22 protein-coding genes are annotated in these 25,180 nt (G+C 53.0%); 9 read left to right on the top strand and 13 right to left on the bottom strand.

Annotated elements, in window-relative coordinates; translation table 11 throughout:
• Positions 1–95: 95 nt before the first annotated feature.
• Complete coding sequence (locus tag CTZ24_RS17210) at positions 96–1,160, top strand: phage integrase (protein WP_208724174.1); 1,065 nt, start codon at positions 96–98, stop codon at positions 1,158–1,160.
• Between the two features lie 308 nt (positions 1,161–1,468).
• On the opposite strand, the gene CTZ24_RS17205 is transcribed toward CTZ24_RS17210, so the two are convergent.
• The 3 genes from CTZ24_RS17205 to copC are packed head-to-tail and all read right to left on the bottom strand — an operon-like array spanning position 1,469 to position 3,108.
• Positions 1,469–1,816, bottom strand: coding sequence for a YebY family protein (locus tag CTZ24_RS17205; protein WP_036625101.1), 348 nt, complete (start codon positions 1,814–1,816; stop codon positions 1,469–1,471).
• 33 nt (positions 1,817–1,849) lie between these two features.
• Positions 1,850–2,731 carry a copper homeostasis membrane protein CopD gene (gene copD, locus CTZ24_RS17200; RefSeq protein WP_208724173.1) on the bottom strand — a complete coding sequence of 294 codons (882 nt, stop codon included), beginning with the start codon at positions 2,729–2,731 and terminating at the stop codon, positions 1,850–1,852.
• Complete coding sequence (gene copC, locus CTZ24_RS17195) at positions 2,731–3,108, bottom strand: copper homeostasis periplasmic binding protein CopC (protein WP_208724172.1); 378 nt, start codon at positions 3,106–3,108, stop codon at positions 2,731–2,733. The genes copD and copC overlap by 1 nt, the downstream gene beginning before the upstream one ends.
• A gap of 153 nt (positions 3,109–3,261) precedes the next feature.
• Here copC and CTZ24_RS17190 point away from each other — a divergent pair, with 153 nt between their 5' ends.
• Together CTZ24_RS17190 and exoX are read left to right on the top strand one after the other, a co-directional pair.
• A complete protein-coding gene (locus CTZ24_RS17190) occupies positions 3,262–3,492 on the top strand; it encodes a DNA polymerase III subunit theta (protein ID WP_021182980.1) in 231 nt (76 codons plus the stop codon).
• 3 nt (positions 3,493–3,495) lie between these two features.
• The gene (exoX, locus tag CTZ24_RS17185) at positions 3,496–4,164 is read left to right on the top strand and encodes an exodeoxyribonuclease X (RefSeq protein ID WP_208724171.1); all 669 of its coding nucleotides are present in this window, start codon (positions 3,496–3,498) and stop codon (positions 4,162–4,164) included.
• Here exoX and CTZ24_RS17180 read toward each other — a convergent pair.
• Complete coding sequence (locus CTZ24_RS17180; RefSeq protein ID WP_208724170.1) at positions 4,158–6,221, bottom strand: S9 family peptidase; 2,064 nt, start codon at positions 6,219–6,221, stop codon at positions 4,158–4,160. The two genes, exoX and CTZ24_RS17180, sit on opposite strands and share 7 nt — an antisense overlap.
• A gap of 120 nt (positions 6,222–6,341) precedes the next feature.
• Positions 6,342–6,995: a tellurite resistance TerB family protein gene (locus CTZ24_RS17175; protein ID WP_208724169.1), complete on the bottom strand. Its 654-nt coding sequence runs from the start codon at positions 6,993–6,995 to the stop codon at positions 6,342–6,344.
• 163 nt (positions 6,996–7,158) lie between these two features.
• Here CTZ24_RS17175 and purT point away from each other — a divergent pair, with 163 nt between their 5' ends.
• Positions 7,159–8,337: a formate-dependent phosphoribosylglycinamide formyltransferase gene (gene purT, locus CTZ24_RS17170; protein WP_021182976.1), complete on the top strand. Its 1,179-nt coding sequence runs from the start codon at positions 7,159–7,161 to the stop codon at positions 8,335–8,337.
• Positions 8,338–8,375: 38 nt separating this feature from the next.
• Here the strand turns inward: purT and CTZ24_RS17165 are convergent, their stop codons facing one another.
• The 5 genes from CTZ24_RS17165 to CTZ24_RS17145 all read right to left on the bottom strand — a co-directional run bounded on the left by CTZ24_RS17165 (position 8,376) and on the right by CTZ24_RS17145 (position 13,151).
• On the bottom strand, positions 8,376–9,014 hold the full coding sequence (locus CTZ24_RS17165) for a bifunctional 4-hydroxy-2-oxoglutarate aldolase/2-dehydro-3-deoxy-phosphogluconate aldolase (RefSeq protein WP_208724168.1): 639 nt from the start codon (positions 9,012–9,014) through the stop codon (positions 8,376–8,378).
• Between the two features lie 141 nt (positions 9,015–9,155).
• Complete coding sequence (dhaM, locus tag CTZ24_RS17160; protein ID WP_208724167.1) at positions 9,156–10,580, bottom strand: dihydroxyacetone kinase phosphoryl donor subunit DhaM; 1,425 nt, start codon at positions 10,578–10,580, stop codon at positions 9,156–9,158.
• 31 nt (positions 10,581–10,611) lie between these two features.
• Positions 10,612–11,235 (bottom strand): dihydroxyacetone kinase subunit DhaL, encoded by a 624-nt coding sequence (gene dhaL, locus CTZ24_RS17155; RefSeq protein ID WP_208724166.1) that lies wholly within the window; start codon positions 11,233–11,235, stop codon positions 10,612–10,614.
• Positions 11,236–11,308: 73 nt separating this feature from the next.
• Positions 11,309–12,373, bottom strand: coding sequence for a dihydroxyacetone kinase subunit DhaK (gene dhaK, locus CTZ24_RS17150; protein ID WP_208724165.1), 1,065 nt, complete (start codon positions 12,371–12,373; stop codon positions 11,309–11,311).
• 49 nt (positions 12,374–12,422) lie between these two features.
• Complete coding sequence (locus tag CTZ24_RS17145) at positions 12,423–13,151, bottom strand: MIP/aquaporin family protein (RefSeq protein WP_208724164.1); 729 nt, start codon at positions 13,149–13,151, stop codon at positions 12,423–12,425.
• A 447-nt stretch (positions 13,152–13,598) separates the two neighbouring features.
• On the opposite strand from CTZ24_RS17145, the gene dhaR reads away from it, so the two are divergent.
• The gene (gene dhaR, locus CTZ24_RS17140; protein WP_208724163.1) at positions 13,599–15,584 is read left to right on the top strand and encodes a dihydroxyacetone kinase operon transcriptional regulator DhaR; all 1,986 of its coding nucleotides are present in this window, start codon (positions 13,599–13,601) and stop codon (positions 15,582–15,584) included.
• An 87-nt stretch (positions 15,585–15,671) separates the two neighbouring features.
• Here dhaR and zwf read toward each other — a convergent pair whose 3' ends face one another.
• A complete protein-coding gene (gene zwf, locus CTZ24_RS17135) occupies positions 15,672–17,147 on the bottom strand; it encodes a glucose-6-phosphate dehydrogenase (protein ID WP_208724162.1) in 1,476 nt (491 codons plus the stop codon).
• Positions 17,148–17,512: 365 nt separating this feature from the next.
• Here zwf and CTZ24_RS17130 point away from each other — a divergent pair, with 365 nt between their 5' ends.
• The 4 genes from CTZ24_RS17130 to CTZ24_RS17115 all read left to right on the top strand — a co-directional run bounded on the left by CTZ24_RS17130 (position 17,513) and on the right by CTZ24_RS17115 (position 22,701).
• Complete coding sequence (locus CTZ24_RS17130) at positions 17,513–18,391, top strand: MurR/RpiR family transcriptional regulator (RefSeq protein ID WP_200864652.1); 879 nt, start codon at positions 17,513–17,515, stop codon at positions 18,389–18,391.
• Between the two features lie 106 nt (positions 18,392–18,497).
• Positions 18,498–19,940, top strand: a complete 1,443-nt coding sequence (gene pyk, locus CTZ24_RS17125) for a pyruvate kinase (RefSeq protein ID WP_021182967.1) — start codon at positions 18,498–18,500, stop codon at positions 19,938–19,940.
• A gap of 86 nt (positions 19,941–20,026) precedes the next feature.
• Positions 20,027–21,259, top strand: coding sequence for an MFS transporter (locus CTZ24_RS17120; RefSeq protein WP_208724161.1), 1,233 nt, complete (start codon positions 20,027–20,029; stop codon positions 21,257–21,259).
• A gap of 503 nt (positions 21,260–21,762) precedes the next feature.
• Entirely contained in the window at positions 21,763–22,701 is a 939-nt protein-coding gene (locus CTZ24_RS17115; RefSeq protein ID WP_208724160.1) for an omptin family outer membrane protease, read from the top strand.
• 42 nt (positions 22,702–22,743) lie between these two features.
• On the opposite strand, the gene lpxM is transcribed toward CTZ24_RS17115, so the two are convergent.
• Together lpxM and mepM are read right to left on the bottom strand one after the other, a co-directional pair.
• Positions 22,744–23,718 carry a lauroyl-Kdo(2)-lipid IV(A) myristoyltransferase gene (lpxM, locus tag CTZ24_RS17110; protein WP_208724159.1) on the bottom strand — a complete coding sequence of 325 codons (975 nt, stop codon included), beginning with the start codon at positions 23,716–23,718 and terminating at the stop codon, positions 22,744–22,746.
• 126 nt (positions 23,719–23,844) lie between these two features.
• Complete coding sequence (gene mepM / locus CTZ24_RS17105) at positions 23,845–25,179, bottom strand: murein DD-endopeptidase MepM (RefSeq protein WP_208724158.1); 1,335 nt, start codon at positions 25,177–25,179, stop codon at positions 23,845–23,847.
• Position 25,180 lies beyond the last annotated feature (1 nt).

Genomic DNA, 25,180 nt, shown 5'->3' with positions numbered 1-25,180 from the left:
GCGGGCTTTTTCATGTTTACTTTCTGAAAATCAAACATTGAATACTGTATTTGTATACAGTATTTTAACCCCGTTTTTTGAAATGGGGTTAAGACATGGCGATTAGAAAACTGAATACGGGCAAATGGTTATGCGAGTGCTACCTCAATGGCAGAGACGGCAAACGTGTAAGACGTCAATTTAAAACCCGTGCAGAAGCGATCGCCTTTGAGCAGTACACACTGGACGAAAGCAAAGCCAAACCCTGGTTAAGCGAAAAGGAAGATAACCGCCGCCTGAGCGAGTTGATTGAGCTGTGGTACAACCTGCATGGTCGCTCACTCAGTGATCGCAAAGGACGCCTGGGAAAACTCAACATCATCTGCAATGGCATGGAAAATCCTATCGCAGCCAATATCACAGCAAAAGATTGGGCGCATTATCGTAATAGCCGACTCGAAGGGAAAATCGAGAATGGATATAAAACCAGCGCTAAGTCGTTAAAGGTTTCACCCGGCACAGTTAACTGTGAACACGCCTTTTTGCGTGCGCTGTTTAACGAACTGGAGCGACTTGGCGAGATCTCCTACCCTAACCCGCTGAAGAACGTCCGCGAGTTTGACCTGCCTGAAAAAGAGATGTCGTGGCTTACCGAGTCACAGATCCAAAAGCTGTTTGCTGCCTGCGCTGTACACGGCAATCCTGACCTGACGCTAATTATAAAAATCTGTCTATCGACGGGCTGTCGCTGGAGTGAAGCCGCAAACTTAAAGGCTTCACAGCTTTCACCCAATAAGCTGACCTTCATTAATACCAAAGGGAAGAAGAATCGCTCAGTGCCAATTAGCGACGAGTTGCATAAGGAATTAAAAGGCAAGGAAGGTAAATACTTCGAAGAATGCTATCGCCAGTTTTATCGCGTGATACACCTGGCGGGTATTGAGTTACCAGAAGGACAGATGAGCCACGTTTTGCGCCACACCTTCGCCAGTCACTTTATGATGGCCGGGGGTAACATCCTGGTACTGCAACGCATCTTAGGCCATTCCGATATACGCGTTACGATGCGCTATGCACACTTCGCCCCTGATCACCTGGAAGATGCTATCCACTGTAATCCCCTGTCACTTATGGCTCAGAAGAGTGGCGGCAAAATGGCGGCAGAGGTTCCGGCAGGGTGATACAGAAGGTAACAGGATAAGCATTAACTCATTGATTTTACGATAAGTCACTGATGCCAAACAACAGACAAAAAAAGACCGAATACGATTCCTGTATCCGGTCCAGGGAAATGGCTCTTAGAGAGCCGTGCGCTAAAAGTTGGCATTAATGCAGGCGAGGTCGCCTTGCATTTTAAAGGTAGACCACGGGTGATTATTTTCCAGCCAAGTGTCACCGGGGGGGCGGAAAGCTGTCGACTCTGTGATCGCGACGGCAGAATACTTGAGGGATGAGGCGCAGCAGGCTCTGCCGCGCCATGCAGCGGGATTTACTTGTCGCAGAGTGCCTGAGCACGGGCGATAATCGGTTCCAGGCTCATTTTCTGTCCGGGATGGGCTTTATCATCAGCCTGAATTGAGCTGATCGATTCAGTGGTGCCGCGTCCGGACTTTTGGTTCGCTTCCGCTTTATCATTCAACGGGTAACGCAACAAGGTGCTGGGGTTGATGGCGAACAGCGCTCCCCCCTTCTCACAGCTCAACATGACTTCTTCCCGCGTGAACGGCCACTTGTCTTTGCCAATCTCAAAACGGCTGATGGTGATAATTTCAGCAGCCATCGCCTGGCTGCAAAGTGCCATCAGTACACAAGCTGGAATCAGTTTCTTCAGCAAAATGTCGACCTCATACATTCAATCGGTATCAATGATTCAGGCTGGTGCCAACGTGGCCAACACGCTGACCAACCCAATTACAGCGATCGCCAGCAGCAGCTCAAGCTGCGTCAGACGAATAAAAAGTGTTGCTGCATCGCTTCCGGCCAGACGAAAACGAGGAACCAACCAGTAGCGGTTAATCACAGCAATGGTCACCATCAACATGACCAGCAACACTTTGACAATCAGCAGCGTGCTCCACCATGTGGGCTGCCATTGCAATGGATCACCGGCAATCAACAGGCTGTTGAACATCCCGGTCAGCAACGCCAGCGCAACCGCCAGATGCCCATAGCGAGAGAAACGCATCATGCTGCGGATGGCATCAGCCCGATGGGCTATGTTGCGTGCGTCGCGCATCAGTAGTAGCAGTGGTAGCAAACCACCACTCCAGAACGCGGCAGAAATCAGATGCAAGGCGTGGTTTGCCTGCTGCAAGCTTCCCAGCCAGCCATCACGCATCGCCGCGTGGCCCACACCCGCTAATGCGATAAGCTGGAGTAATCCGGTCAGTAACAACAATTGCTGACACAACCTGCCTCGAAGCAATAACGCCAACACGCTCGCTAACGCGAAGAGAATCTCCCAGCGCCATACCCCGCCAAAACGGGTGCTCAGTACTGCCAGCCAGGTTTCTGCATCGGACACATTGCGCCAGTCACCGCTCATCAGGCCTGTTTGCGTCGCCAGCATTAACACTGCCGCCAGCAAACTCACCAGTGCGCTTAACGCCAGGATGCCACGCAGACTAAACGCCAGTACCGGACGAAAACGCGCCGGCGCCAGCAGTGCGGTGTAAAACGCACTGCCAGTCAGCAATAATACCGACAAAAAGTGGATCGCCCGCAGGCTTACCCACAGCGTGCTTAGCCCCATTACTTCACGCTAAACTGATAACTACCTTTGGTTTTATGACCATCAACCGAGAGCACATGCCAGTTCACCTGATAACTTCCCGCTGGCAGTGGCTGGCTCAGCGGTACAATCAGTTGATCATGTTGCTTTGCGTTAATCTGAGCTTTCCCAACCGGTACGGTTTGATTCTGTGCATTGCGGATTTCAACGCCGCTAAATGCCGGTTCGACATCTTCGGTAAACGTCAGAGTTAACGACTTGGGTGAAGCATCAACGGTAGATTTGTCAGCCGGAACCGGCGTTTTAAGGTGGGCATGCGCCAGCGCAAACTGACTGAAGGCCAGCGCGGATGACGCCAGCAACAGCGCCGCCAGGCGGCTTAATCTCGTCTTCTTCATCAGGCTATCCTCTTTTTTACGGCAATCTGCCGCAAGCGTGGCAGCAGGATACGCTGCTGTTCCGCAGGTGTCGATACCTGCAATGCGATCCCTTTTCCCTTGATCCTGAACGGGGAAAACATTACTTTTGCCCCTGTTTATCAGGAGAAAAACATGAGTCAAAACCTTGCCCTGCTGTCGCAGGAAGAGAAAGACAAAGTGAATGTCGATCTGGCAGCCGCTGGCGTGGCGTTTAAAGAGCGCTACAACATGCCGGTGGTGGCGGATTTGGTCGAAAGGGAGCAACCGGAAGCGCTGCGTGACTGGTTTCGCCAGCGTCTGATGCAATATCGTCAGGCGTCACTCAGCCTTTCTCGCCTGCCCTACGAACCGAAGCAGAAATAAGCCATGCTACGCGTAATCGATACCGAAACCTGCGGTTTACAGGGTGGTGTGGTTGAAGTGGCATCCGTGGATGTGATTGACGGGCAGATCCTCAATCCGATGAGTGATCTGATCTGCCCGGATCGCCCCATCAGCCGCCAGGCGATGGCCGTGCATCGCATCACTGAAGCGATGGTCGTGGGGAAACCCACCATTGAGCAGGCAATCGGTCGCTACCACGGCAGCCCCCATTACGTCGCGCACAACGCCAGTTTTGACAGGCGAATGCTGCCGGAAATGCCGGGGCAGTGGATTTGCACCATGACGCTGGCGCGTCAACTTTGGCCCGGTCAGAAATACGGTAACCAGGCCCTGCGTCATAGCCTGAAACTGGACGTCACCCCGCCCGCCAATTTGCACGCGCACCGCGCGCTGTACGATTGTTACGTCACCGCGGCGTTGCTGATTCGCATCATGGAGAAGTCTGGTTGGGATGCTGAGCAGATGGTCAGCCGTTGCCAGCCCGCACCGGTGGCCGATGATGTGTTCCCGTTTGGAAAATATCGCGGGCAAAGTATCGGCAGCGTGGCGCGCAAAGATCCCGGTTATCTGCGCTGGGTGCTGGAAAATGTGCGTGATTTGCGCCCACCACTGCGGCAGGCGCTGCGCAAGTACGTCAAAAATGTTCAGTAGTCATGACGGTCTGGCAGAACACCCTGCGCCAGACCAATCAGGAAGGTAAACTCCTGCGCGACCCCTTCATAGGATTTAAAACGGCCTGATTTGCCACCGTGACCAGAATCCATATCGGTGCACAACAACAGCAACGTATCGTTGGTTTTTAGCTCGCGCAATTTCGCCACCCATTTTGCCGGTTCCCAGTACTGTACCTGTGAATCGTGCAGACCGGTGGTCACCAGCAAATGCGGATAGTCTTGTGCGGCCACGTTATCATACGGGCTGTATTGTCGGATGCTGTGATAATACGCCTCCTCCTCTGGATTGCCCCATTCATCATATTCCCCGGTAGTCAGCGGAATGGAAGGATCCAGCATGGTGGTCACCACATCCACAAATGGCACCTGCGCCACCACGCCGTGGTAAAGCTGCGGAGCCATATTGATCACCGCGCCCATCAATAACCCCCCGGCACTGCCCCCCATCGCGTATAACCGTTGCGGGTGACCAATTCCCTTCGCAACCAGCGCTTCCGTGACGTCGATAAAGTCAGTGAAGGTGTTCATCTTGTTGTGCAGTCGGCCATCGTCATACCATTGCTGACCCAGCTCGCCACCGCCCCGCACATGGATAATCGCATAGACAAAGCCACGTTCCAGCAAACTGATACGGCTGGTGCCGAAGCTGGCGTCCATGCTGCTGCCATAAGCACCGTAGCCATAAACCAGCATCGGGTTATTGCCCGTCTGGAAGTGCTTACGATGGTAGACCAGCGAAACCGGAACTTCCGTGCCATCGCGTACGGTTATCCAGTGATGTTCACTTTTATAATCATCCGGATTGAAACCCGGGACAGGCGTCTGCTTCAGCACACGCCGCTCGCCGCTTTCCATGTTGAGTTCAAATAACGTCGTTGGGGTGGTCATTGACGAGTAGCCGTAGCGCAGCGTATCGCTCTCCGGCGTTGGATTGTAGGCCAACCAGGTGACATAGGTGGGATCGTCAAAAGCAATGCCGGTGCTCTCACCGCTTTCCCAATGAATCTGACGCAGACTGGTCATCCCACGCGAGCGCTCTTCTACCACCAGCCAATGCTTGAACAGTTGAAAATCTTCCAGAACCACCTGATCGCGAGCCGGAATCAGCGTCTGCCAGCGATTTTCCGCCAACCAGGCGCTGCGGTATAAACCGAAATTCTTCCCTTCACGATTCGAACGAATATAAAACTGATGATTGTAGTGATCGATGGTGTATTCATGGTCGCGACGGCGTGGGCAAAAGACCTGGGGTTGAGCGTCAGGATATTCCGCATCGATCAGCTGAATCTCGCTGGTGGTGGTGCTAAACAGCGCAATCAGGATGAAGTGTTCAGAGGTGGTTTTGTGCACGCTGAGATGGAACGTATCATCCTTCTCCTCGTAGACCAGTTGATCATCAGATTGCGGATGCCCTAATTCGTGACGCCAGACCTGATAAGCCAGCAAAGTCTTGGGATGTTTACGCACGTAATAGACGGTACGCGAATCATTGGCCCAGGCGAGGCTGGAAGAGGCATCACTCAGCACCTCGGGATACCAGCTGCCGCTGACCAGGTTGCGAAAGCGAATGCCATACTGGCGGCGAGAAAGAAAATCCTCCGCCAATGCCATCACCTGATTATCCGGGCTAATCGCCAGCGCCCCCATAGTGTAAAAATCGCTGTGCGACGCGCGCTGATTACCATCAAGCAGCAATTGCCATTCGGCATCGAGATCAGCTTCTTTCGGCTGGCGATAATAGGCCGGATATTCATTGCCGGTTTCATAACGACTCTGGTAACGGTAGCCGTTTTTCACGTAGGGCACCGAATGATCCTGCTGAGGAATGCGGTCGATAATCTCTTTCAGCACCCGATCCTGTAGTGGCGCCTGCGTAGCCATCATCGCTTTGCCATAGTCATTTTCAGCATGCAAATAGTCGATCACCTCGGGATTTTCCCGATCATCATCACGTAGCCAGAAATAATTGTCGGTGCGAGTTTCCCCATGCAGGGTCATTTGGTGAGGGACTTTTTTTGCCTGAGGCTGATTCATAATGGTTCATTTCCCTGAAGAGACAACATTGTGCAAGCGTGGCACCGATCGCGCAGGAAGCCAAGCCATTGAGTACAAGGAAAATGTAAAACAAGGCCACCCAGGTGGCCTGTGCGGGGGTTAACTGGCGGGTAAGCTGGCTTTTTCAGCGGCGAGATCTTTTTGCATTTCGTCGCGTACATCCTGCGGGATCTTTAAGGCATCGCCCAATGCGGTCAGGTAACTGCGCTCCATAAAGTGGTCGACATCAATAGCTGCGCAACTGAGAAAATAGAGTTCCAGTGCCTCTTCTTCATTTTTCACATCAGCCGCCAGCCAGTGCGGATCGAGCGGGCGGTTCATCGCCTGCTGAATCAGGGCTTCCGCTTGCGCGCCGTAACCCGCCTGATGAATATTCTGCTCAATCGCCGCACGTTCACGATCGTCGATATGCCCATCACTCTTGGCCGCAAACACCAGGGCGGTGACCAACCTTTCAGCACGCTGATCCAGCGGCGTTTGCACCTGGCCGAAACCCGGTTGATCCTGATGGGTTTCACGTACCCGTTGCTTATATTTATTCCACAGCACGGCACCCGCTGCGGCTCCACCGCCAATAATCAACGCCTGCCCACCGTACTTGGTCAGCAACTTACGGGAGGATTTGCTGGCAATCAGCAAACCCGCCAGCCCACCTAACGCCCCCGGTGCCAGCATGTCGCTTAACCCGCTACCCTTACCGCTGCTTCCCTGCTTTTTCAGTACCGATTGAATTTGCTGCAACCAGTTATTCATCGTTTAACTCCTGTTTAAGAACCGGGTTTCACATGCTGCCGCAGTGGATGTCAGGAAACGTCAGAACGACGCAAAGTAAGGCAAACGTTGCCGTGCTGAAAAGATGAGAACGCAAACGTTTTCGTATATACTGCGCGCGCATTTTGACTGCTAAGGTGAAATTATGACGACTCTCGGAACCGCGCTGCGTCCTGCCGCAACGCGTGTCATGCTGTTAGGTTCAGGCGAGCTGGGTAAAGAAGTGGCACTGGAGTGCCAGCGTCTGGGTGTGGAAGTGATTGCTGTCGATCGCTACGCCGATGCGCCTGCTATGCATGTTGCCCATCGCAGCCATGTCATTAACATGCTGGATGGCGACGCATTGGCCGCGCTGATTGCCCAGGAGAAACCGGATTTCGTGGTGCCGGAAATCGAAGCCATCGCCACCGAAAAACTGCTTGAGCTGGAGCAGCAAGGGCAAAAAGTGGTGCCCACCGCGCGCGCCGCGCGTCTGACTATGAATCGTGAAGGGATTCGTCGTCTGGCTGCCGAGGAACTGGCATTGCCGACTTCCACCTACCAATTTGCCGACAGCAAAGAAAACTTTGTTGCCGCCGCCAATGCCATTGGTTTTCCATGCATCGTCAAGCCGGTGATGAGTTCTTCCGGTAAAGGGCAGAGTTTTATTCGCGAAGCCAGCCAGCTCGACAAGGCCTGGGATTATGCGCAACAAGGTGGGCGCGCCGGTGCCGGTCGTGTGATTGTTGAAGGCGTGGTGAAGTTCGATTTCGAAATCACGCTGCTGACCATCAGCGCTGTCGATGGCATACATTTCTGTGCCCCGATCGGCCATCGTCAGGAAGATGGCGATTACCGTGAATCCTGGCAACCCCAGCAAATGAGCGACCTCGCCCTGCAACGCGCGCAAGCTATCGCGGAAAAAGTGGTTAAGGCACTGGGTGGTTATGGCCTGTTTGGCGTGGAATTGTTCGTGTGTGGCGATGAGGTGATCTTTAGCGAAGTGTCACCGCGTCCACACGATACCGGCATGGTAACGCTGATTTCTCAGGATCTGTCTGAGTTCGCCCTGCATGTCCGTGCCTTCCTCGGTTTACCGGTTGGCGGTATTCGTCAGTATGGCCCAGCGGCCAGCGCGGTGATTTTGCCGCAACTGGAAAGCACCAATGTACGCTTCGTAAATGTTGAAGCGGCACTGGGTGCGGGCTTGCAGTTACGTTTGTTCGGTAAGCCGGAAATCGCCGGTCAACGCCGTCTGGGCGTGGCGCTCGCCACCGGTGAGAATACCGATGACGCCGTTGCTCGCGCTATCAAAGCCGCAGCCGCGGTGAAAGTCGAAGGTTAACACCTGATGCGGTGAGCACCCGGCTCACCGCTCATCACTTATTTCGCGCCCGCTACCGCTTCGCGAGCCAGATGGGTAATACGATCCCAGTCACCCGCCTCCAGCGCATCGTTCGGCACCAGCCATGAGCCGCCAATACACAGCACGCTCTTCAGCGCCAGATAGTCACGATAGTTAGCCGGTGAGATACCGCCAGTTGGGCAGAAACGTACTTGTGGGAAGGGTCCGCCAATCGCCTGTAACGCTTTCACGCCACCGTTGGCCTCCGCCGGGAAGAATTTAAACTCGCGCAGACCATAGTCCATACCCGTCATCAGCTCGGATACGGTGCTGATACCCGGAATCAACGGCACCGGGCCTTCTACAGCCGCTTTCAGCAACGGTTCGGTGATACCGGGGCTGATGACAAACTGCGCGCCCGCGTCGGTCACTTCTTTCAACTGCTGGGGGTTGATAACGGTTCCCGCCCCGACAATCGCTTCCGGAACTTCTTTAATCATGGCACGCAGCGCATCCATCGCCACTGGCGTGCGCAGGGTCACTTCCAGCACGCGAACACCGCCCGCCACCAGCGCTTTAGCCATGGGTACGGCGTGTTCGAGTTTGTTTACCACAATGACCGGAACAACCGGTCCGGTGGTCAGGATCTGTTCTGCACTTGTTTTCCAGTTTTTCATCACGTTTCCTAAGGGTTTCAGTCAGGCCGTAGCTGGCCCGCAGGATGTTCCTGAGCATTACCATACAAGATCGGCGTGACTTACGTCTATCGGTGACGCCAGGTTTTTGAAACCACGGTTCAATTCAGGATGATGAAAAGGTTATACCGCCATGATCTCGCCGGAATCCGTTGCCAGCTGCACTCGCGTGCCATCCTGCCATTGTCTGGTACGCTTGCCGTTGCGGTCGACAAACACCGCTATCCCGCGTGCGGCGGCCAAAATCGCCGCATGAGATTGGGCACCGATGGTGGTAAAACAGACGCCCTCGGTCAGCATGCTGTCTAAGGCCATAATTTCCGAGGGCAAGAGATAATTAGCGATAATTAATGTGGGCGAATGCGCTGGCGGCAGAGTAAACAGAGGATGGCCGAGCAACAGCCCCAGCACCCGCATACCAACGTCATAAACATCGATATACCGTTCACGCAGATACGTATCCTCAATCGCCCGGTATTCATCGGCCATCTGGCTAATCACGCCAAGCCACAACTGCTCGACAGGTGCTGGTTGTTGCTCCAGCCGTTCAAGGGTGGTGTCGAACAACTCGCCATCTTCCAACATCATCTGGTGAGCGGAGAACATTGCCGCCTCATTGTCCGTCAGTTGCTCAGATGTGGTGGCAATCAATATCTCCAGTTCCTGCTTCGCCGCCGCAATCGCCTGACTCAGTCGGGCAATTTCGACGTCTTTTGCGGCCACTGCACGTTGCGTCAATTGTGGCAGGTCACGTTCGATGCGGCAGATCGTCACCGCCAGCACGCCGGACTTTTTTTTCACCACCGCCTCCGGCCCCGCGTTGTCATCGCCAAATTGCGTTGCTGCCAGCGCGGCAAATGCATCGATTGCCTGCTGCGCCTCAGGTCCATGAGCGTGCAACGTAATGACATCACCACATTTGATGCCCAACAGCGCCACATTGTTCATGCTCTTGGCATTCAACACACGGTCGCCATTGACGATTTGTACCTCCGCATCAAATTGATTCAGACAACGGGCAATCGCCGATGCCGGACGGGCGTGAATGCCGGTCGGATTGGTTATTGTCCAGGAAAAGCTTTTGCTGTCGTTGTGCGTGTCAGTTGGCCCCACCGGGAGCGGCATCGTTGGCAACGCCGCGCTCTGCCCCAACTGGGCGTACTTTGCTGTCAGCGCCTGATGTGCCTCTGCCATCACCTGTTCAACCGATTGCCCGGATGCCGCCGCGACCGCTGCCGCCACCGTGCCTTCCACCAGCGGCGCTGCGCAAATCTGCACCCGTGCCATCTTTTCCTCGCCAAGCAGCTCTTTCGCCATGTCGGTACTGAGGATCGCGCTTCCCATATCGACCATCACCAGCACATCGTCATCCAGCACCTCCTCAATGGCCATCATCACCGCGACCGGATCAGTACCAATCGGGTTTTCAGGATCATCAATGCCAGCCGCCAGGGCGAACTTTACTTTTCCCTGCGTCATTTGTGACGCCAGCTCAATCACGCCTTCAGCCAGCTTCCTGCTATGCGAAACCACCACAATATTGACCATAGTTGGATCACCTTATTGAGGACCACGTTTGTTAGCCAACAACCTCACAAAGTGTTTTAAATAACAGATAACTGGAGGTCGCACCGGGGTCCTGGTGTCCGATAGAACGTTCACCAAGATAACTGGCACGCCCTTTTGCGGCCCGCATCGGAATGGTGCTTTTCATCGCGGCCTCGGCCGCCACTAATGTGCTATTCAATGCACTGGTTAGCGGAGCTTCCTGCTGGGTTTGCAACGATGAAACAATGGCCGACAATGTATCCACCATGGTTTTATCACCCGGGTGTGCCATCCCGCGTGCGATGATACGCTCCGTGCCTTCGCGGTACAGGTTGTATAAATCCGTCACCGTTAATTCTTCTTTCGCCATGACACATTCGGCGGCTTTCAGGAAAAAAGTGCCATAGAGTGGCCCGCTGGCACCGCCAATGCTCGACAACAACACCATCCCGGTATTTTTCAAAATGGTGCCAATATCCTTATCTTCCAGCGTCGGCAGTTTCTCTTTGACCTTTTTGAAGCCACGATTCATGTTCAACCCGTGATCGGCATCGCCGATTTCGCGGTCCAGATTGGTCAGAAACTCTTGCTGCTGCTCAAAAACCGTTGCTGAGGCATCCAGCCAATCAATCACCTGTTTTTTGCTTACGACCATTGTTATCCCCCACAGAATGCTCTCTTCCCGCGTCACAGCGGCCTGGCTTTACTGACCAGACCGCGACACCAGGTTACATTTTCCAGCGTAGCGCTGGGGTGCTGACCGGAAAATCCCACAACGTCAGCATCTCTTCGTCGACTTTCAACAGCGTGATCGATACCCCCTGCATGTCGATGGAGCTACAGAACGTCCCCACCAGGTTGCGGGCGATATGGATGTTGCGCGCGGTCAGGATTTCTGCCGTTTTGCGGTACACCGCATACAGCTCTGATAACGGCGTGCCACCCAGCCCATTGACCAGCACAATCACGCTGTCCTGTTCATTCAACGGCTCGGTAGTCTGGCTGTTTTCCACCCACTCGCCTTTATCACCGTCCCACTGCCGCAACACGCGACTATAGGGCGTATTGTCGAGAATTTCGTTGAGCATCTCTGTGACCAGGGTATCGCAGTCACTGTACTTCTCGCGGCGGATACCCGGTTCACCGTGGATACCAATACCAAATTCAATTTCATCATCAGCTAAATCAAAACTTGCCCGGCCCGCAGCGGGCACCGTACAGGCCGACAGTGCCACGCCGATTGAACGCCCACGGTTACTAATACGCGTCGCCAGTTGCACGCATTCATCCAGGCTGTAACCCTCTTCCGCCGCTGCGCCCAGAATTTTCTCTGCCAGCACCGTCGTGGCAACACCACGACGACCTGCGGTGTACAGGCTATCTTTCACCGCCACGTCATCGTCAATCACCGCCACCTGTACCGGAATGCCCTCGCCATGCAGCAATTCAGCGGCGGTTTCAAAGTTAAGAATGTCGCCGGTGTAATTTTTAATCAGCAACAGGATGCCGTTATCGCTGTTGACCTTTTGCGCGCATTCGTACATCTGATCGGGGGTTGGCGAGGTAAAAATATGTCCAGGGCAGGCACCGTCCAACATGCCAAAACCGACAAATCCACCGTGCATCGGTTCATGCCCTGACCCACCACCGGAAATCAGTGCAACCTTCGGTTTATCGGTGCGGCGACAGACATAGAAAGGTTCGATATTGACCGTTAATTCCGGATGCGCCAGGGCAAAGCCTTCAAGTTGTTCCCTGACAACATCATCAACCTTGTTGATTAACTTTTTCATCAATCTTTCCTCGTCATGTCCCCAGGCCGGTGCGGCCTGGGGGGGACTGTTATGGGGTAGTTAAGAGAGGTAATAAGAATTTGTATAATAGAGAGCCGACCGCACCGCCAATTAATGGACCGACAATCGGCACCCAGGCATAGCTCCAATCGGAACCGCCTTTGTTTTTAATCGGCAATAACGCATGCGCGATACGCGGGCCAAGGTCACGCGCCGGGTTGATCGCATAGCCGGTAGGTCCGCCTAATGACAAACCGATACTCCACACCAACACGCCGACCGCATAAGGCCCAAAACCACCGGCAATACCGTTGTGCGAGTTGAAAATCGCCAACACGCCGAATACCAGCATCGCAGTACCGATAATTTCAGTGACCAGGTTCCATTTATAGTCGCGGATAGCAGGACCGGTACAGAAAGTGGCAAGAATTAAGCCGGGATCATCGGAAACATCATAATGGCGCTTATACGTCAGCCAGACGAGGATAGCGCCAAGAAACGCCCCCACCAGTTGGCCGAGCATGTAAACCAGCACCATTCCCGATGGAATGCCCCCCTGAAGCCAGACAGCCAATGTCACTGCCGGATTGAGATGCGCGCCGCTGATCCAGCCGACGGCGTAAACAGCGACCGTCACCGCAAAACCCCACCCTGCGGTAATCACAATCCAGCCGCTACTTCCTCCCTTGGTTTGTTTTAAGACCACGTTGGCCACCACACCGTCGCCAAGCAGAATCAACAGCATGGTGCCGACCATTTCTGATAAAAAGATGTTCATCTTCCTTTCCTTTTATTAACAGTTGATATAACTGGTCGTCTTATGCAAGAACATGCTGAGAATAGAAAGGGAGAAAAAGGCTGTAAAAAATATTTTTTTGTTTAATTCAGAAACGTTATTTTTTCCGGGAAGGTTGCAAAAAGAAACATAATGACGGATGAAAACAGGGTTATTTGAACCCGGTCATACTGTATTCAAAGATGTGAGACATTTCACATCAGTTGTTTAAATAAATAAAAAACAAATTAAATACAATTGGTTAGTTTAAAATAATAGTGAACATTGATGCGGGAAACTATTTCCAGATCGCTGTCACAATTTGGCACGCTGCTTTACCGGGAAGCGTCAAAATACACTACATATAGCGTTATGCTCCGCGCCAGTGATCGGCTCTTACCCTGACAGACTCAATTAATAGCTGGGCCATTTTCAGCAGGAAGGCAATGCATGCGTCTCAATATGAAAGCAATATGGCGGGCATTCATCGCCAAGGATCCGGAGTTATATAACAACCTCACCAGTCTGGACCGCCCGGACATCAAACCCTGGCTGAAACAATCCTGGCTGCGTTGCCGACGCCTGTTGCGTCACGATCACTGGCCACAACAACTTTATGCCCGAGGCATAACCTTTGAGTCGCTGTGCCGCAACCAATCCGAAATGCTGAATATCTCATCCCCCATCATCGAAGATATTTTCGAATATCTTGATGCGCCGGATTGCGCCATCTTCGTGACCGACGAAACCGGTTGCACGTTGAAGTTTTATGCTACGCCGTCGATGGCGATCAGGCTGGCACCGCTCGGGATTCGCGAAAGCATTTATTGGCGCGAAGGCATGATGGGCAATAACGCCATCTCCAGCGCATTGTTGTTGCATGAAACCCTCAGCATCAAGGGCTATGAACATTTCAACCGACATCTGCACCCGTTTGAGATCTGCGCCGCACCGGTGTTCGGCAGCGACAGTACGCTGATGGGGGCGGTGGGGATTATTTTACTTAGCGCTCAGGAGAGCGCCCCGGCGCTGGGGTTGGCGCTGGTGCATTCCATTGAGCAACAGATCACCGCCAAACTGAATACCGATTTGATTCTGGCTGAGTCCAATCAACATCTCAGCGAAGTCCACGCCCTGCTGGATGGCGTGGAGGAAGGGGTACTGGCATGGGATAATAAAGGCACTATCCTCTATCTCAATATCCACGGTAGCGACTTGTTCGGGGTCAAAAGTGAAAAAATTCTCGGCAAAAATATTCACGATATCATCAAGCTACCGCAAAGCATTCTCAATGCGATCGCTCACAATCGTGAGGTTGATCTATTTGAAACCGCCATCGAATTTGCGGGTTCCTTCATCTCTCTGGCGATTTCACTGAAAATCGTCAAGGGACCGAACAATACCTCGGATCGTTATATCGCTCTGATGCACCCGATTGATCGCATCCGCGAGTTGGTCCATCGCCATAGCGGTATTGGTGCTCGGCTCACCTTTGATGACCTTGATTATGTCGGCACCTCAAATACCATTCGCCGCGTGGTGCGCCTGGCGCAACAGGCGGCGAAAGGTCGAGGTTCGGTGCTGCTGCATGGTGAGGAAGGGTTGGGTAAGTCCTATCTGGCTCAGGCCATTCATAATGCCAGCGAGCGTCAGGATAAGCCCTTTATCACCATCAACTGCCAGGCAATCCCGCGCGAAACCATGACCAGTGAGTTTCTCGGCGGCATCGTCAATGGCGACAAACATGTGATCTCAAAGTTTGAACTGGCCAAAGGCGGCACGCTTTTGTTGGAGAATGTGGAGTACCTGACCACCGAAGTCCAGACCGCCCTGCTGCAACTGCTGAAAACCGGCTTGCTGAGTAAGGCCAACCAACTGCTGGTACCGTTGGATGTACGGCTAATCACCACCACCAGCGTCGATATTAATCAGTACGTGGATGAAAACCGTTTTCGCCGCCATTTGCTGTATGAATTGCAGTCGTTCGATATCCATATCCCCCCTTTGCGCGAACGCAGTGAAGATATTCCGGCGCTGATTAAACGTTATCTGAAGATCATGAGCCGTGAAGTCGACAGCAATCTGTCGTTGTCAGAGGATGCGCTGCAACTGTTGACGCGTTACAGTTGGCCGGGAAATAACCGCGAGTTACGCAATGTGCTCGAGCGGGCTTTTAGTTACAGCGATGGCGCGGTAATCCGCGTCAAAGATATTCCCCTGGCGCTGATTGAACGTATTCGCGATCTGGCCACGCTCCCGCCGTCGAATGGTTTGCATAGCCTCATCGATATGGAACGTGATGCGTTAATTAAAGCCGCCGTCCAGTGTCAGGGCAAAGCCATAAAGATTACTCAGACGCTGAAGATCAGCCGCACCTCATTATGGCGCAAGCTGAAAGCTTTCAATATTCATCTGGAGGATTATAAATCACGTTGAGTTAAGGCATATTGCGTAGCGGCACGATTTATCGTGCGCGTTTTTCACGCACGAAATTGCGCGAAAAATCGCGCCGCTACCATTCTGTTACTCGAACTCGTTCCAGGAACGACCGTCGCGGGTGATCATCGCCACAGAGGCAACCGGTCCCCAGGTACCTGCCTGATAAGGTTTCGGTGCATCCGCATCGGCGCTCCATGCGTCCATGATGGAGTCAACCCAGGTCCATGCCGCTTCCACTTCATCACGACGCACAAACAGCGCCTGAATGCCACGCATGGTTTCCAGCAGCAGGCGCTCATAAGCATCCGCCAGATGGGACTGATTGAAGGTTTCAGAGTAGCTGAGGTCCAGTTTGGTGGTCTGCAATTTGTGTTTATGATCCAGACCCGGCACCTTGTTCAGGATCTCGATATCCACACCTTCATCCGGTTGCAGACGAATCGTCAGCTTGTTCTGCGGCAATTCAGCGTAGGAATCTTTGAACAGGTTCATTTCCGGGTTCTTGAAGTAGACCACCACTTCAGAACACTTGGTCGGCAGACGCTTACCGGTGCGCAGGTAGAACGGCACGCCTGCCCAGCGCCAGTTGTCGATATCGACACGGATCGCCACGAAGGTTTCGGTCGCGCTCTGCTTATTCGCGCCCTCTTCCTCCAGGTAGCCAGGGACTTTTTTACCCTGGACGAAACCGGCGGTGTACTGGCCACGCACGGTTTTGTCGCGCACGTTGCTCTGGTCGATACGACGCAGCGAACGCAGCACTTTGACCTTCTCATCACGAATCGCATCGGCGCTCAGATCAGACGGCGGTGACATGGCGATCATGGTCAGGATTTGCAGCAGATGGTTCTGGATCATGTCACGCATCTGGCCTGCTTTGTCGAAATACCCCCAACGGCCTTCGATACCAACCTCTTCAGCCACGGTAATCTGTACGTGGTCGATAGTGCGATTGTCCCAGTTATTCACAAAGATCGAGTTGGCAAAACGCAAGGCCAGCAGGTTCAATACCGTTTCTTTACCAAGGTAATGGTCGATACGGAAAACCTGGCTCTCTTCGAAGTATTTACCGACGCTGTCGTTAATCTCCTGAGAGGTTTCCAGTGAGGTGCCCAACGGCTTTTCCATCACCACGCGTGCCGGTTTGGCGTTCAGTTTGGCTGAACCCAGACCTTCACAAATCGCACCAAAGGTGCTCGGCGGCATCGCGAAGTAGTTAATGGTGACGCGATTTTTCTGGTCGAGCATTTTGCCCAGACGAGAGAAATGCGAGGTGTCGTTGACGTCGATGTTACAGAAGTCGAGACGGCTGCTGAGTTTGTCCCACAGCGCTTCGTCGATCTTCTCTTTCATGAAGGTTTCCAGCGCTTCACGTACCACTTTGGTATACGCGTCTTTGTCCCACTCCGCGCGCCCCACACCAATGATCCGTGTGGTTTCGTGAATCTGACCGGCTTTTTCCAGCTGATACAGTGAAGGCAACAGTTTCCGGCGCGCAAGATCGCCTTTGGCACCGAAAATCACCAGATCGCATGCCTGGGCTGTTTGTGTTACCGCCATTTTCCTCTCCTCGTTGCAGGATATACCCGGTCGAGCGTCCTCATTTACCGGGTCCTTATTGTAATTTTCTTACAGCACAATGTACTTTTTTCCCGGTTCCAGGACAACCCGAACGGGGGTGTTGCATCAGATAACTCTGCACGCCATTTGCGACTAACGTGTGTTGTCGCGTGCGCTTTCGGCGCTTTTTTCTGTTTCGCGATTTGTCGGGGAAAACCTGGTGCGCGTCAAAGTATGACAAAAAAATCACGTTTACATTTATCCGCTACTGCGTGCGACCGCAGTTTACACGGTATATTGTTCTGAACAGAGCGCCCTTTCATCCAGGAATGAAATTGGCAAAAGTGGTGAGTGGTCATCGGGTTATCAATATGCTGGAACAGATTAAGGCGCAATTACCGACGCTGAGCAAATCGGAACGAAAAGTCGCAGAGCAAATCCTTGCTGCACCTCAGGAGGCGATGCATTCCAGTATCGCTACGCTTGCGCGTGCCGCACAGGTTAGCGAGCCAACGGTGAATCGCTTTTGCCACCGTATGGGTACGCGCGGGTTTCCGGATTTTAAACTGCAACTGGCACAAGGTTTAGCGAAAGGCCCGAACTGGGTCAGCCGGGGTGTGGAAGAAAATGACAGCGTCGAGCGCTACAGTCAGAAAATTTTTGATTCGGCGTTGGCCGGGTTAAGTCGCGTAAGCCAGCAACTGGATATGGCGGTGATTCATCAGGCGGTAAAGGCGCTGACACGGGCGAATAAGATTGCATTTTTTGGTCTGGGAGCCTCCGCCGTCGTGGCCCATGATGCCACCAATAAGTTTCTGCGTTTTAATCTGCCGGTCATCTGGTCAGAGGATATTGTGATCCAGCGCATGAGTTGCATAAATAGTGGACCAAATGACGTTTTTGTTCTCATATCACATACTGGTCGAACCAAAAATATGATAGAACTGGCTCGCCTGGCGCGTGTAAACGCTTCCACCGTTTTGGCTATCACCTCTCCCGGTTCACCGCTTGCAGCAGAAGCCACGCTGGCGCTGACGCTCGATGTCCCGGAAGATACTGATATCTATCTGCCGATGGTTTCCCGCCTGGCACAATTGACCCTGGTCGATGTCCTTGCAACGGGTTTTACCCTTGAGCGTGGCGCCTCTTTTCGCGAAAATCTGAAACGAGTGAAAGAGGCGCTGAGAGATTCGCGCCTGGAGAAGCATGTGCAGCAGGAAATCAATGCACAGCAAAATAATTAACATCGCATTCACATGTGAGTCGAATCACAGCCCATCGATCATATAGAATAGTGACCACAACGTGTCCAGATGACAGGGACACGATACTTAGTCAACGGAGTCCTTCATGTCCAGACGTCTCAGAAGAACCAAGATCGTAACAACCCTCGGCCCGGCAACCGATCGCGATAACAACCTCGAAAAAATCATTGCGGCAGGTGCGAACGTTGTTCGACTAAACTTCTCCCACGGAACCCCGGAAGATCACCAGCTACGCGCAAATAAAGTGCGTGAGATTGCGGCCAAACTGGGTCGCCATGTCGCCATTCTCGGCGATTTACAGGGTCCTAAAATTCGTGTTTCGACCTTCAAAGAAGGTAAAGTGTTCCTCAATGTCGGCGACCGTTTCCTGCTGGATGCCAGCCTGGGTAAAGGTGAAGGCGACAAAGAGAAAGTCGGCATCGACTATAAAGGTCTGCCGGCGGATGTGGTGCCAGGTGACATTCTGCTGCTGGACGATGGTCGCGTGCAGTTGAAGGTGCTGGAAGTTCAGGGCATGAAAGTGTTCACCGAGGTGACCGTCGGCGGCCCGCTTTCCAACAATAAAGGCATCAACAAACTGGGTGGTGGCCTGTCAGCCGAAGCGCTGACCGAGAAAGATAAGGCCGATATCCTCACCGCAGCAAAAATTGGCGTAGATTATCTGGCCGTCTCTTTCCCGCGTTGCGGCGAAGATATGAACTATGCGCGCCGTCTGGCGCGTGATGCCGGTTGCGATGCCAAACTGGTCGCAAAAGTGGAACGTGCTGAAGCGGTTGCCACGCAGGAAGCGATGGATGACATTATCCTCGCCTCTGACGTTGTGATGGTGGCGCGCGGTGATCTTGGCGTGGAAATTGGCGATCCGGAACTGGTCGGTATCCAGAAGGCACTGATTCGTCGTGCGCGTCAGCTGAATCGTACCATCATTACCGCGACACAGATGATGGAGTCGATGATTACCAACCCGATGCCAACCCGTGCAGAAGTTATGGACGTGGCAAACGCCGTGTTGGATGGCACCGACGCGGTAATGCTGTCAGCAGAAACGGCTGCCGGTCAGTACCCGGCGGAAACCGTGTCTGCGATGGCAAAAGTGTGTCTGGGTGCGGAGAAAATCCCAAGTGTCAATGTGTCCAAGCACCGTCTTGAAGTGCAGTTCGACAACATTGAAGAAGCCATCGCCATGTCTGCCATGTACGCCGCAAACCATTTGCAAGGCGTTACCGCGATTATCACCATGACCGAATCTGGCCGTACCGCGCTGATGACCTCCCGTATCACCTCCGGTCTGCCGATCTTCGCGATGTCACGTCATGAACGCACTCTGAACCTGACTGCGCTTTACCGCGGTGTAACGCCGGTTTACTTTGACAGCAACAATGATGGTGTTGCCGCTGCGCACGATGCCATTAACCTGCTGCGTGACAAAGGTTTCCTCGTTTCAGGCGACCTGGTGATTGTCACCCAGGGTGATGTCATGGCGACCACAGGCACCACCAATACCAGCCGTGTACTGCGCGTAGATTAATTACGCCCTCTGACAGCGGCTGTAACATTATGGACAACGCGACTGCTTCGGCAGTCGCGTTTTATTTTCTCTGACAAGGAGGCCAGATGGCCCGCTATCAACCGATAACTCAACTCACCGGGCGCGTGCTGCTGTTTCCGCTGGCGTTGGTGTTGTTCGAGTTTGCCACCTATATCGCCCACGACATGATTCAACCCGGTATGTTGTTGGTGACGCAAGAGTTTCAGGTCGGCCCGGAATGGGTATCGACCTCACTGACGGCTTACCTGATGGGCGGCGTGGTGTTGCAATGGCTGCTTGGGCCGCTCTCCGACAAATATGGTCGACGGCCCGTATTGCTGTTCGGCATCCTGTTCTTTGCCGCCGCCTGTATGCTGACCACGCTGGTGCAGAACATCGAACAATTCGTGGCACTGCGTTTTATTCAGGGGATCAGCCTGTGCTTTATCGGCGCGGTCAGCTATGCGGCGGTACAGGAGGCTTTCGCTGAAGCGCTTGCCGTGCGCATGATGGCGTTAATGGCCAATGTGGCTCTGCTCGCCCCGTTAGCAGGACCGCTGGCGGGGGCCGCCTGGCTCAGCGTTGGCGACTGGCGCAGCATGTTCTGGTTATTCGCCGCCTGTAGCATCGTGGCGTTTGTGGTGTTGTGGCGCATCATGCCGGAGACGGCCGGTGATCGTAGCCATTCCATTGCCCTGCCGACGCTGGCGCGTGGCTATGGTCGTCTGGCGCGTGACCGCCAGGTGATGTATGGCTCTTTCGCCATCGGTCTGGTTTTTATCCCCATCCTGACCTGGGTAGCGTTATCCCCGGTGATCCTGATGCATGATGAAGGGTTATCTCGCCTGCATTATGCCTTGCTGCAATTACCGGTATTCCTCGCGATGATTGCCGGAAACCTGACGCTCGGTAAGCTGGCCGGTCGGGTGCCGATTGAGCAACCGGTAAAATTTGCCGCATGGCCAATTTTGCTTGGTCTGAGCATTGCGCTGCTGGCGAACCTGCTCAATAGCCACAGCTACCTGCTGCTGACGGCAGGATTGAGTTTGTACGCTTTTGGTGCCGGGATGGTTAACGCCGGTTTGTACCGTCTGACGCTGTATGCCAGCAACGAAGGGAAAGGCAGTATCGCCGCGATGCTCGGGATGATCAGCATTCTTACCCTGGCGATAGGTATCGAGCTGGCAAAAAGTGGTTATTTCAGCGGGGGTACACCGTGGTTCAGCGCGATTAACTTTATCAGCGGAGTGATGTGGTTTGGCCTGGTCACGCTGTTCCTGCGTGAACGTAAACGCCGTAGCCAGCTGGCTGAGGTGTGATTAATCAGGTGTTGAGTATCTGGCAAACATTATTCAACGCCTGAAATTGATCATATTTTCAGCGAAAAATTTCGCTTAAGATAATTGATGAAAAGATTTCATGATAGTGCAGTGAACTTTATTTTTGTGTATTTTATCGCCAACCTTATCATTAACTCAAATAGCCCGTGGACGTGCATAAAAATAAAATTTACTGCACAATGGCCGACTCCAATTAATTCGCAGCGGAAATTAACGCGCCAGGCCCGGTAAAAAAGGTCCTTCCTGCTTCGGGCAAGAAAAACCATCTAACCTTCTGCTTATAAACATAATTATTTAACTACGCCCGTTTACTCATCAGGCGATCGGTTATTATCGTCCCAAAAACACATTTTATTAGTTAATTTTACTGAAGTCTCACCTGACATTTTCTTATCCAAAAACTTACACTTGCCTGACACTTTACTGCGCATTAGGCTGTGCCCGCTGTTTAAGGATTAACGTAATTCAACACGGGATATAAAATGAAAAAAACTACTGTTGCGGTAATGATGATGGCCGCACTTTCAGGGAGCGCTTACGCTGAATCTGCGCAATTTATGCCAAACTTTTCAGCGGATAGCGTAAGTGTTGCAACCTCTATCGGGATGCTGGGCGGGAAATCGAAAGAACTGGTTTATGACACCAGCAACGCACGTAAAATTAGCCAGCTCGACTGGAAAATTAAAAACGTGGCGATCCTGAAAGGTGATTTCTCCTGGGATGCCTTCTCCTTTCTGACCCTGAACGCGCGTGGCTGGACCTCACTGGCTTCCGGTTCTGGCCATATGGATGACTACGACTGGCAGAACGCTAACCAGTCAAGCTGGACCGATCACTCATCACACCCCAGCACAGACGTGAACTACGCCAACGAATACGACCTGAATGTTAAAGGTTGGTTCTTGCAGGGTGATGATTACAAAGTGGGTGCTGTCGCAGGTTATCAGGAAACGCGTTTCAGCTGGACCGCGACCGGTGGTTCCTACAATTACGATAACGGCGCATTCCAGGGCAACTTCCCGAACGGTCAGGCAGGCATTGGCTACAGCCAGCGCTTCTCTATGCCGTACATTGGGTTAGTGGGCCAGTACCGTATCAACGATTTTGAATTCAACGCACAGTTCAAATTCAGTGATTGGGTTCGCGCACACGATAACGACGAACACTATCTGCGTGATTTGACCTTCCGTGAGAAAACATCGAACTCACGTTACTACGGCGCGTCAGTAGATGCGGGTTACTACTTCACTGCGAATGCGAAAGTGTTTGCTGAATTCACTTACAGCAAATATGAAGAAGGGAAAGGCGGTACTCAGGTGATCTACACCCCTACCGGCGAATCAGCCTCTTATGGCGGTGATGCTGCGGGTATCTCCAACAAGAACTATACCGTTACTGTTGGTCTGCAATATCGCTTCTGATGCAATGAACCTGTCGGGAGCACATCCCGACAGGTTTTTCCGTTATTTGCGTGGGTAAAGATCTTTACGCACGTAGGGTTCAATATCCCCCTCTTTGCGCGTCTTCAGTAATTTCAGAATCCAGGTGTACTGCTCGGGATGAGGACGGACAAAAATCTCCACCTCCTCATTCATACGCCGCGCCAGGGTTTTATCATCGGCATCCAGCAGATCATCCATCGGCGGACGGACATAGACCTCAAGACGATGCGTTTCGCTGTTATACACCGGAAACAACGGCACCACGCGCGCACGACACACCTTCATCAGACGCCCAACGGCAGGTAATGTCGCTTTATAGGTGGCAAAGAAATCGACAAACTCGCTGTGCTCGGCACCGTGATCCTGGTCCGGCAGATAATAGCCCCAATAGCCCTGGCGCACCGAGCTGATAAAGGGTTTGATACCGTCGTTACGCGCATGCATGCGGCCACCGAAACGGCGACGCACGGTGTTCCACACATAATCCATCAGTGGATCGCTTTGATTATGGAACATCGCCGCCATCATCTGACCTTCAGACGCCAGCAGCATGGCAGGAATATCAACACCCCAGCCGTGTGGCACAAGGAAAATAACGTTTTCGTTATTGGTCTGTAACTGATCGATAATTTCACGACCATACCAGTCAACACGCTGACGCACGCGCGCCGGGTCGCGGATGCCTAATTCGGCCATCATCACCATCGCCTGCGGCGCAGTGGCAAACATCTGGTCGACAATGGTTTCGCGTTCCGCTTCGCTTAATTCAGGCAGACAGTAATAAAGATTGATCAATGCACGACGACGCGCGCTTTTCGCCAGCTTTCCAGCCAGTTTGCCCAGACCACCCAGCACCGGATCGCGAACTTTAGCAGGCAACATCGCCATGCCAGCAAGCGCCCCAATCGCCAGCCAATTGCCCCAGTATTTCGGCTTTAAAAAAGAACGTTGAAAAACGGGTATAAACTCAATGTTATTTTTTTTACGGGTTTCCATGCACTCGCCTCTGACAATGACCGGTCAATAATAGTGACGATGACTAATTTTGCAATCTTCGTGCGTCAGATAGCAAAAAACCGACGAAGAATCCGTCGGTTTTTACTCACTACTCGCGATAAAGCGTTATTTCAACGCCAGCTGTGGCAGGTACGATTTCACATCCGCCAGATAGCTGGTTCGTTCTTTACCGGTCAAACCTTCCATACGTGGCAGCTTCGCTGTCAGCGGATTCACCGCCTGATTATTGATCCAAATTTCATAGTGCAGGTGTGGGCCGGTTGAACGCCCGGTATTACCGGAGAGGGCGATACGATCGCCGCGTTTCACTTTCTGGCCCGGTTTCACCAACACTTTGCTCAGATGCATGTAGCGCGTCATATACTGACGACCATGTCGAATCGCCACGTAATTACCAGCGGCACCGCCATTCTTTGCCACCACCACTTCACCGTCGCCCACCGCCAGGACCGGCGTGCCAATCGGCAATGCAAAGTCGACACCACGGTGCGGCGCAATGCGACCGGTGACCGGATTCAGACGACGCGGGTTAAAGTTGGATGAGACGCGGAACTGCTTCACCGTTGGGAAACGCATAAAACCACGCGCCAGACCAGAACCATTGCGATCATAGAATTTGCCGTCTTCGGCGCGGAACGCATAGTAATCCTTGCCACCAGTTCGCAGACGAACACCGACCAATTGGCTTTGTGCGCTTTTACCGTTCAGCATTTCACGAGACATCAGCACGCTGAACTGATCGCCAGCACGCAGCTTGCGGAAATCCATCTGCCACTGCAACGCCTTGATCACATTGCTGGTTTCCGCACTGGTTAATCCGGCACTGCGGGCGCTGGCGGCAAAACTGCCACGCACTTCACCTTTCAGCACGCTGTTCTGCCATTCACCCTTTTGCAGCTCCTGCTGCATTTTATAGCTGCCATTCGGCTGGCGCTCATAACGACGGGTTTCACGGCGATCCATTTCCCAGCTGAAGGTCTGCAACTGACCGTCGGCATTCAGTGTCCAGCTCAGCTGCTGTCCCACGCGCAGACCGCGTAGATCTTTGTCGCTGCTGACCAGGGCATTGATGTCGCTCAGATCGATACCGTATTGATTCAACGCGCTACTCAGGGTATCCCCGGAAGATACGGTGTAATCATGGACGTTCGGATTTTCCGGTACGTCTTTATCGATATCATCCGCAGGAATATCTTCTTCCGGTTCCGGCTCAGGCGCGGTCTGATCGATCGGCTCACTGGCTTCCGGCAACAGATGCGGGGATTCGAACTTGTCCAGTGTGATGCTTTTAACAACCGGCGTATCGTCACTGGGATGATAAACATAGGGCCGCCATACTGCGACGGCCAGAGTGATAACAGTTAATGACCCCAGCATAACGCGGTGGGGGCGCGGCAAATTATTAAATGCGAGGGCGACAGAGCGGGCTATCTGCTGCACT

It is taken from the genome of Pantoea phytobeneficialis (assembly GCF_009728735.1).
GTDB lineage: Bacteria > Pseudomonadota > Gammaproteobacteria > Enterobacterales > Enterobacteriaceae > Pantoea > Pantoea phytobeneficialis.
Note: the sequence above shows the minus strand (reverse complement) of the source record. Positions and strands in the feature narration are given on the sequence as shown.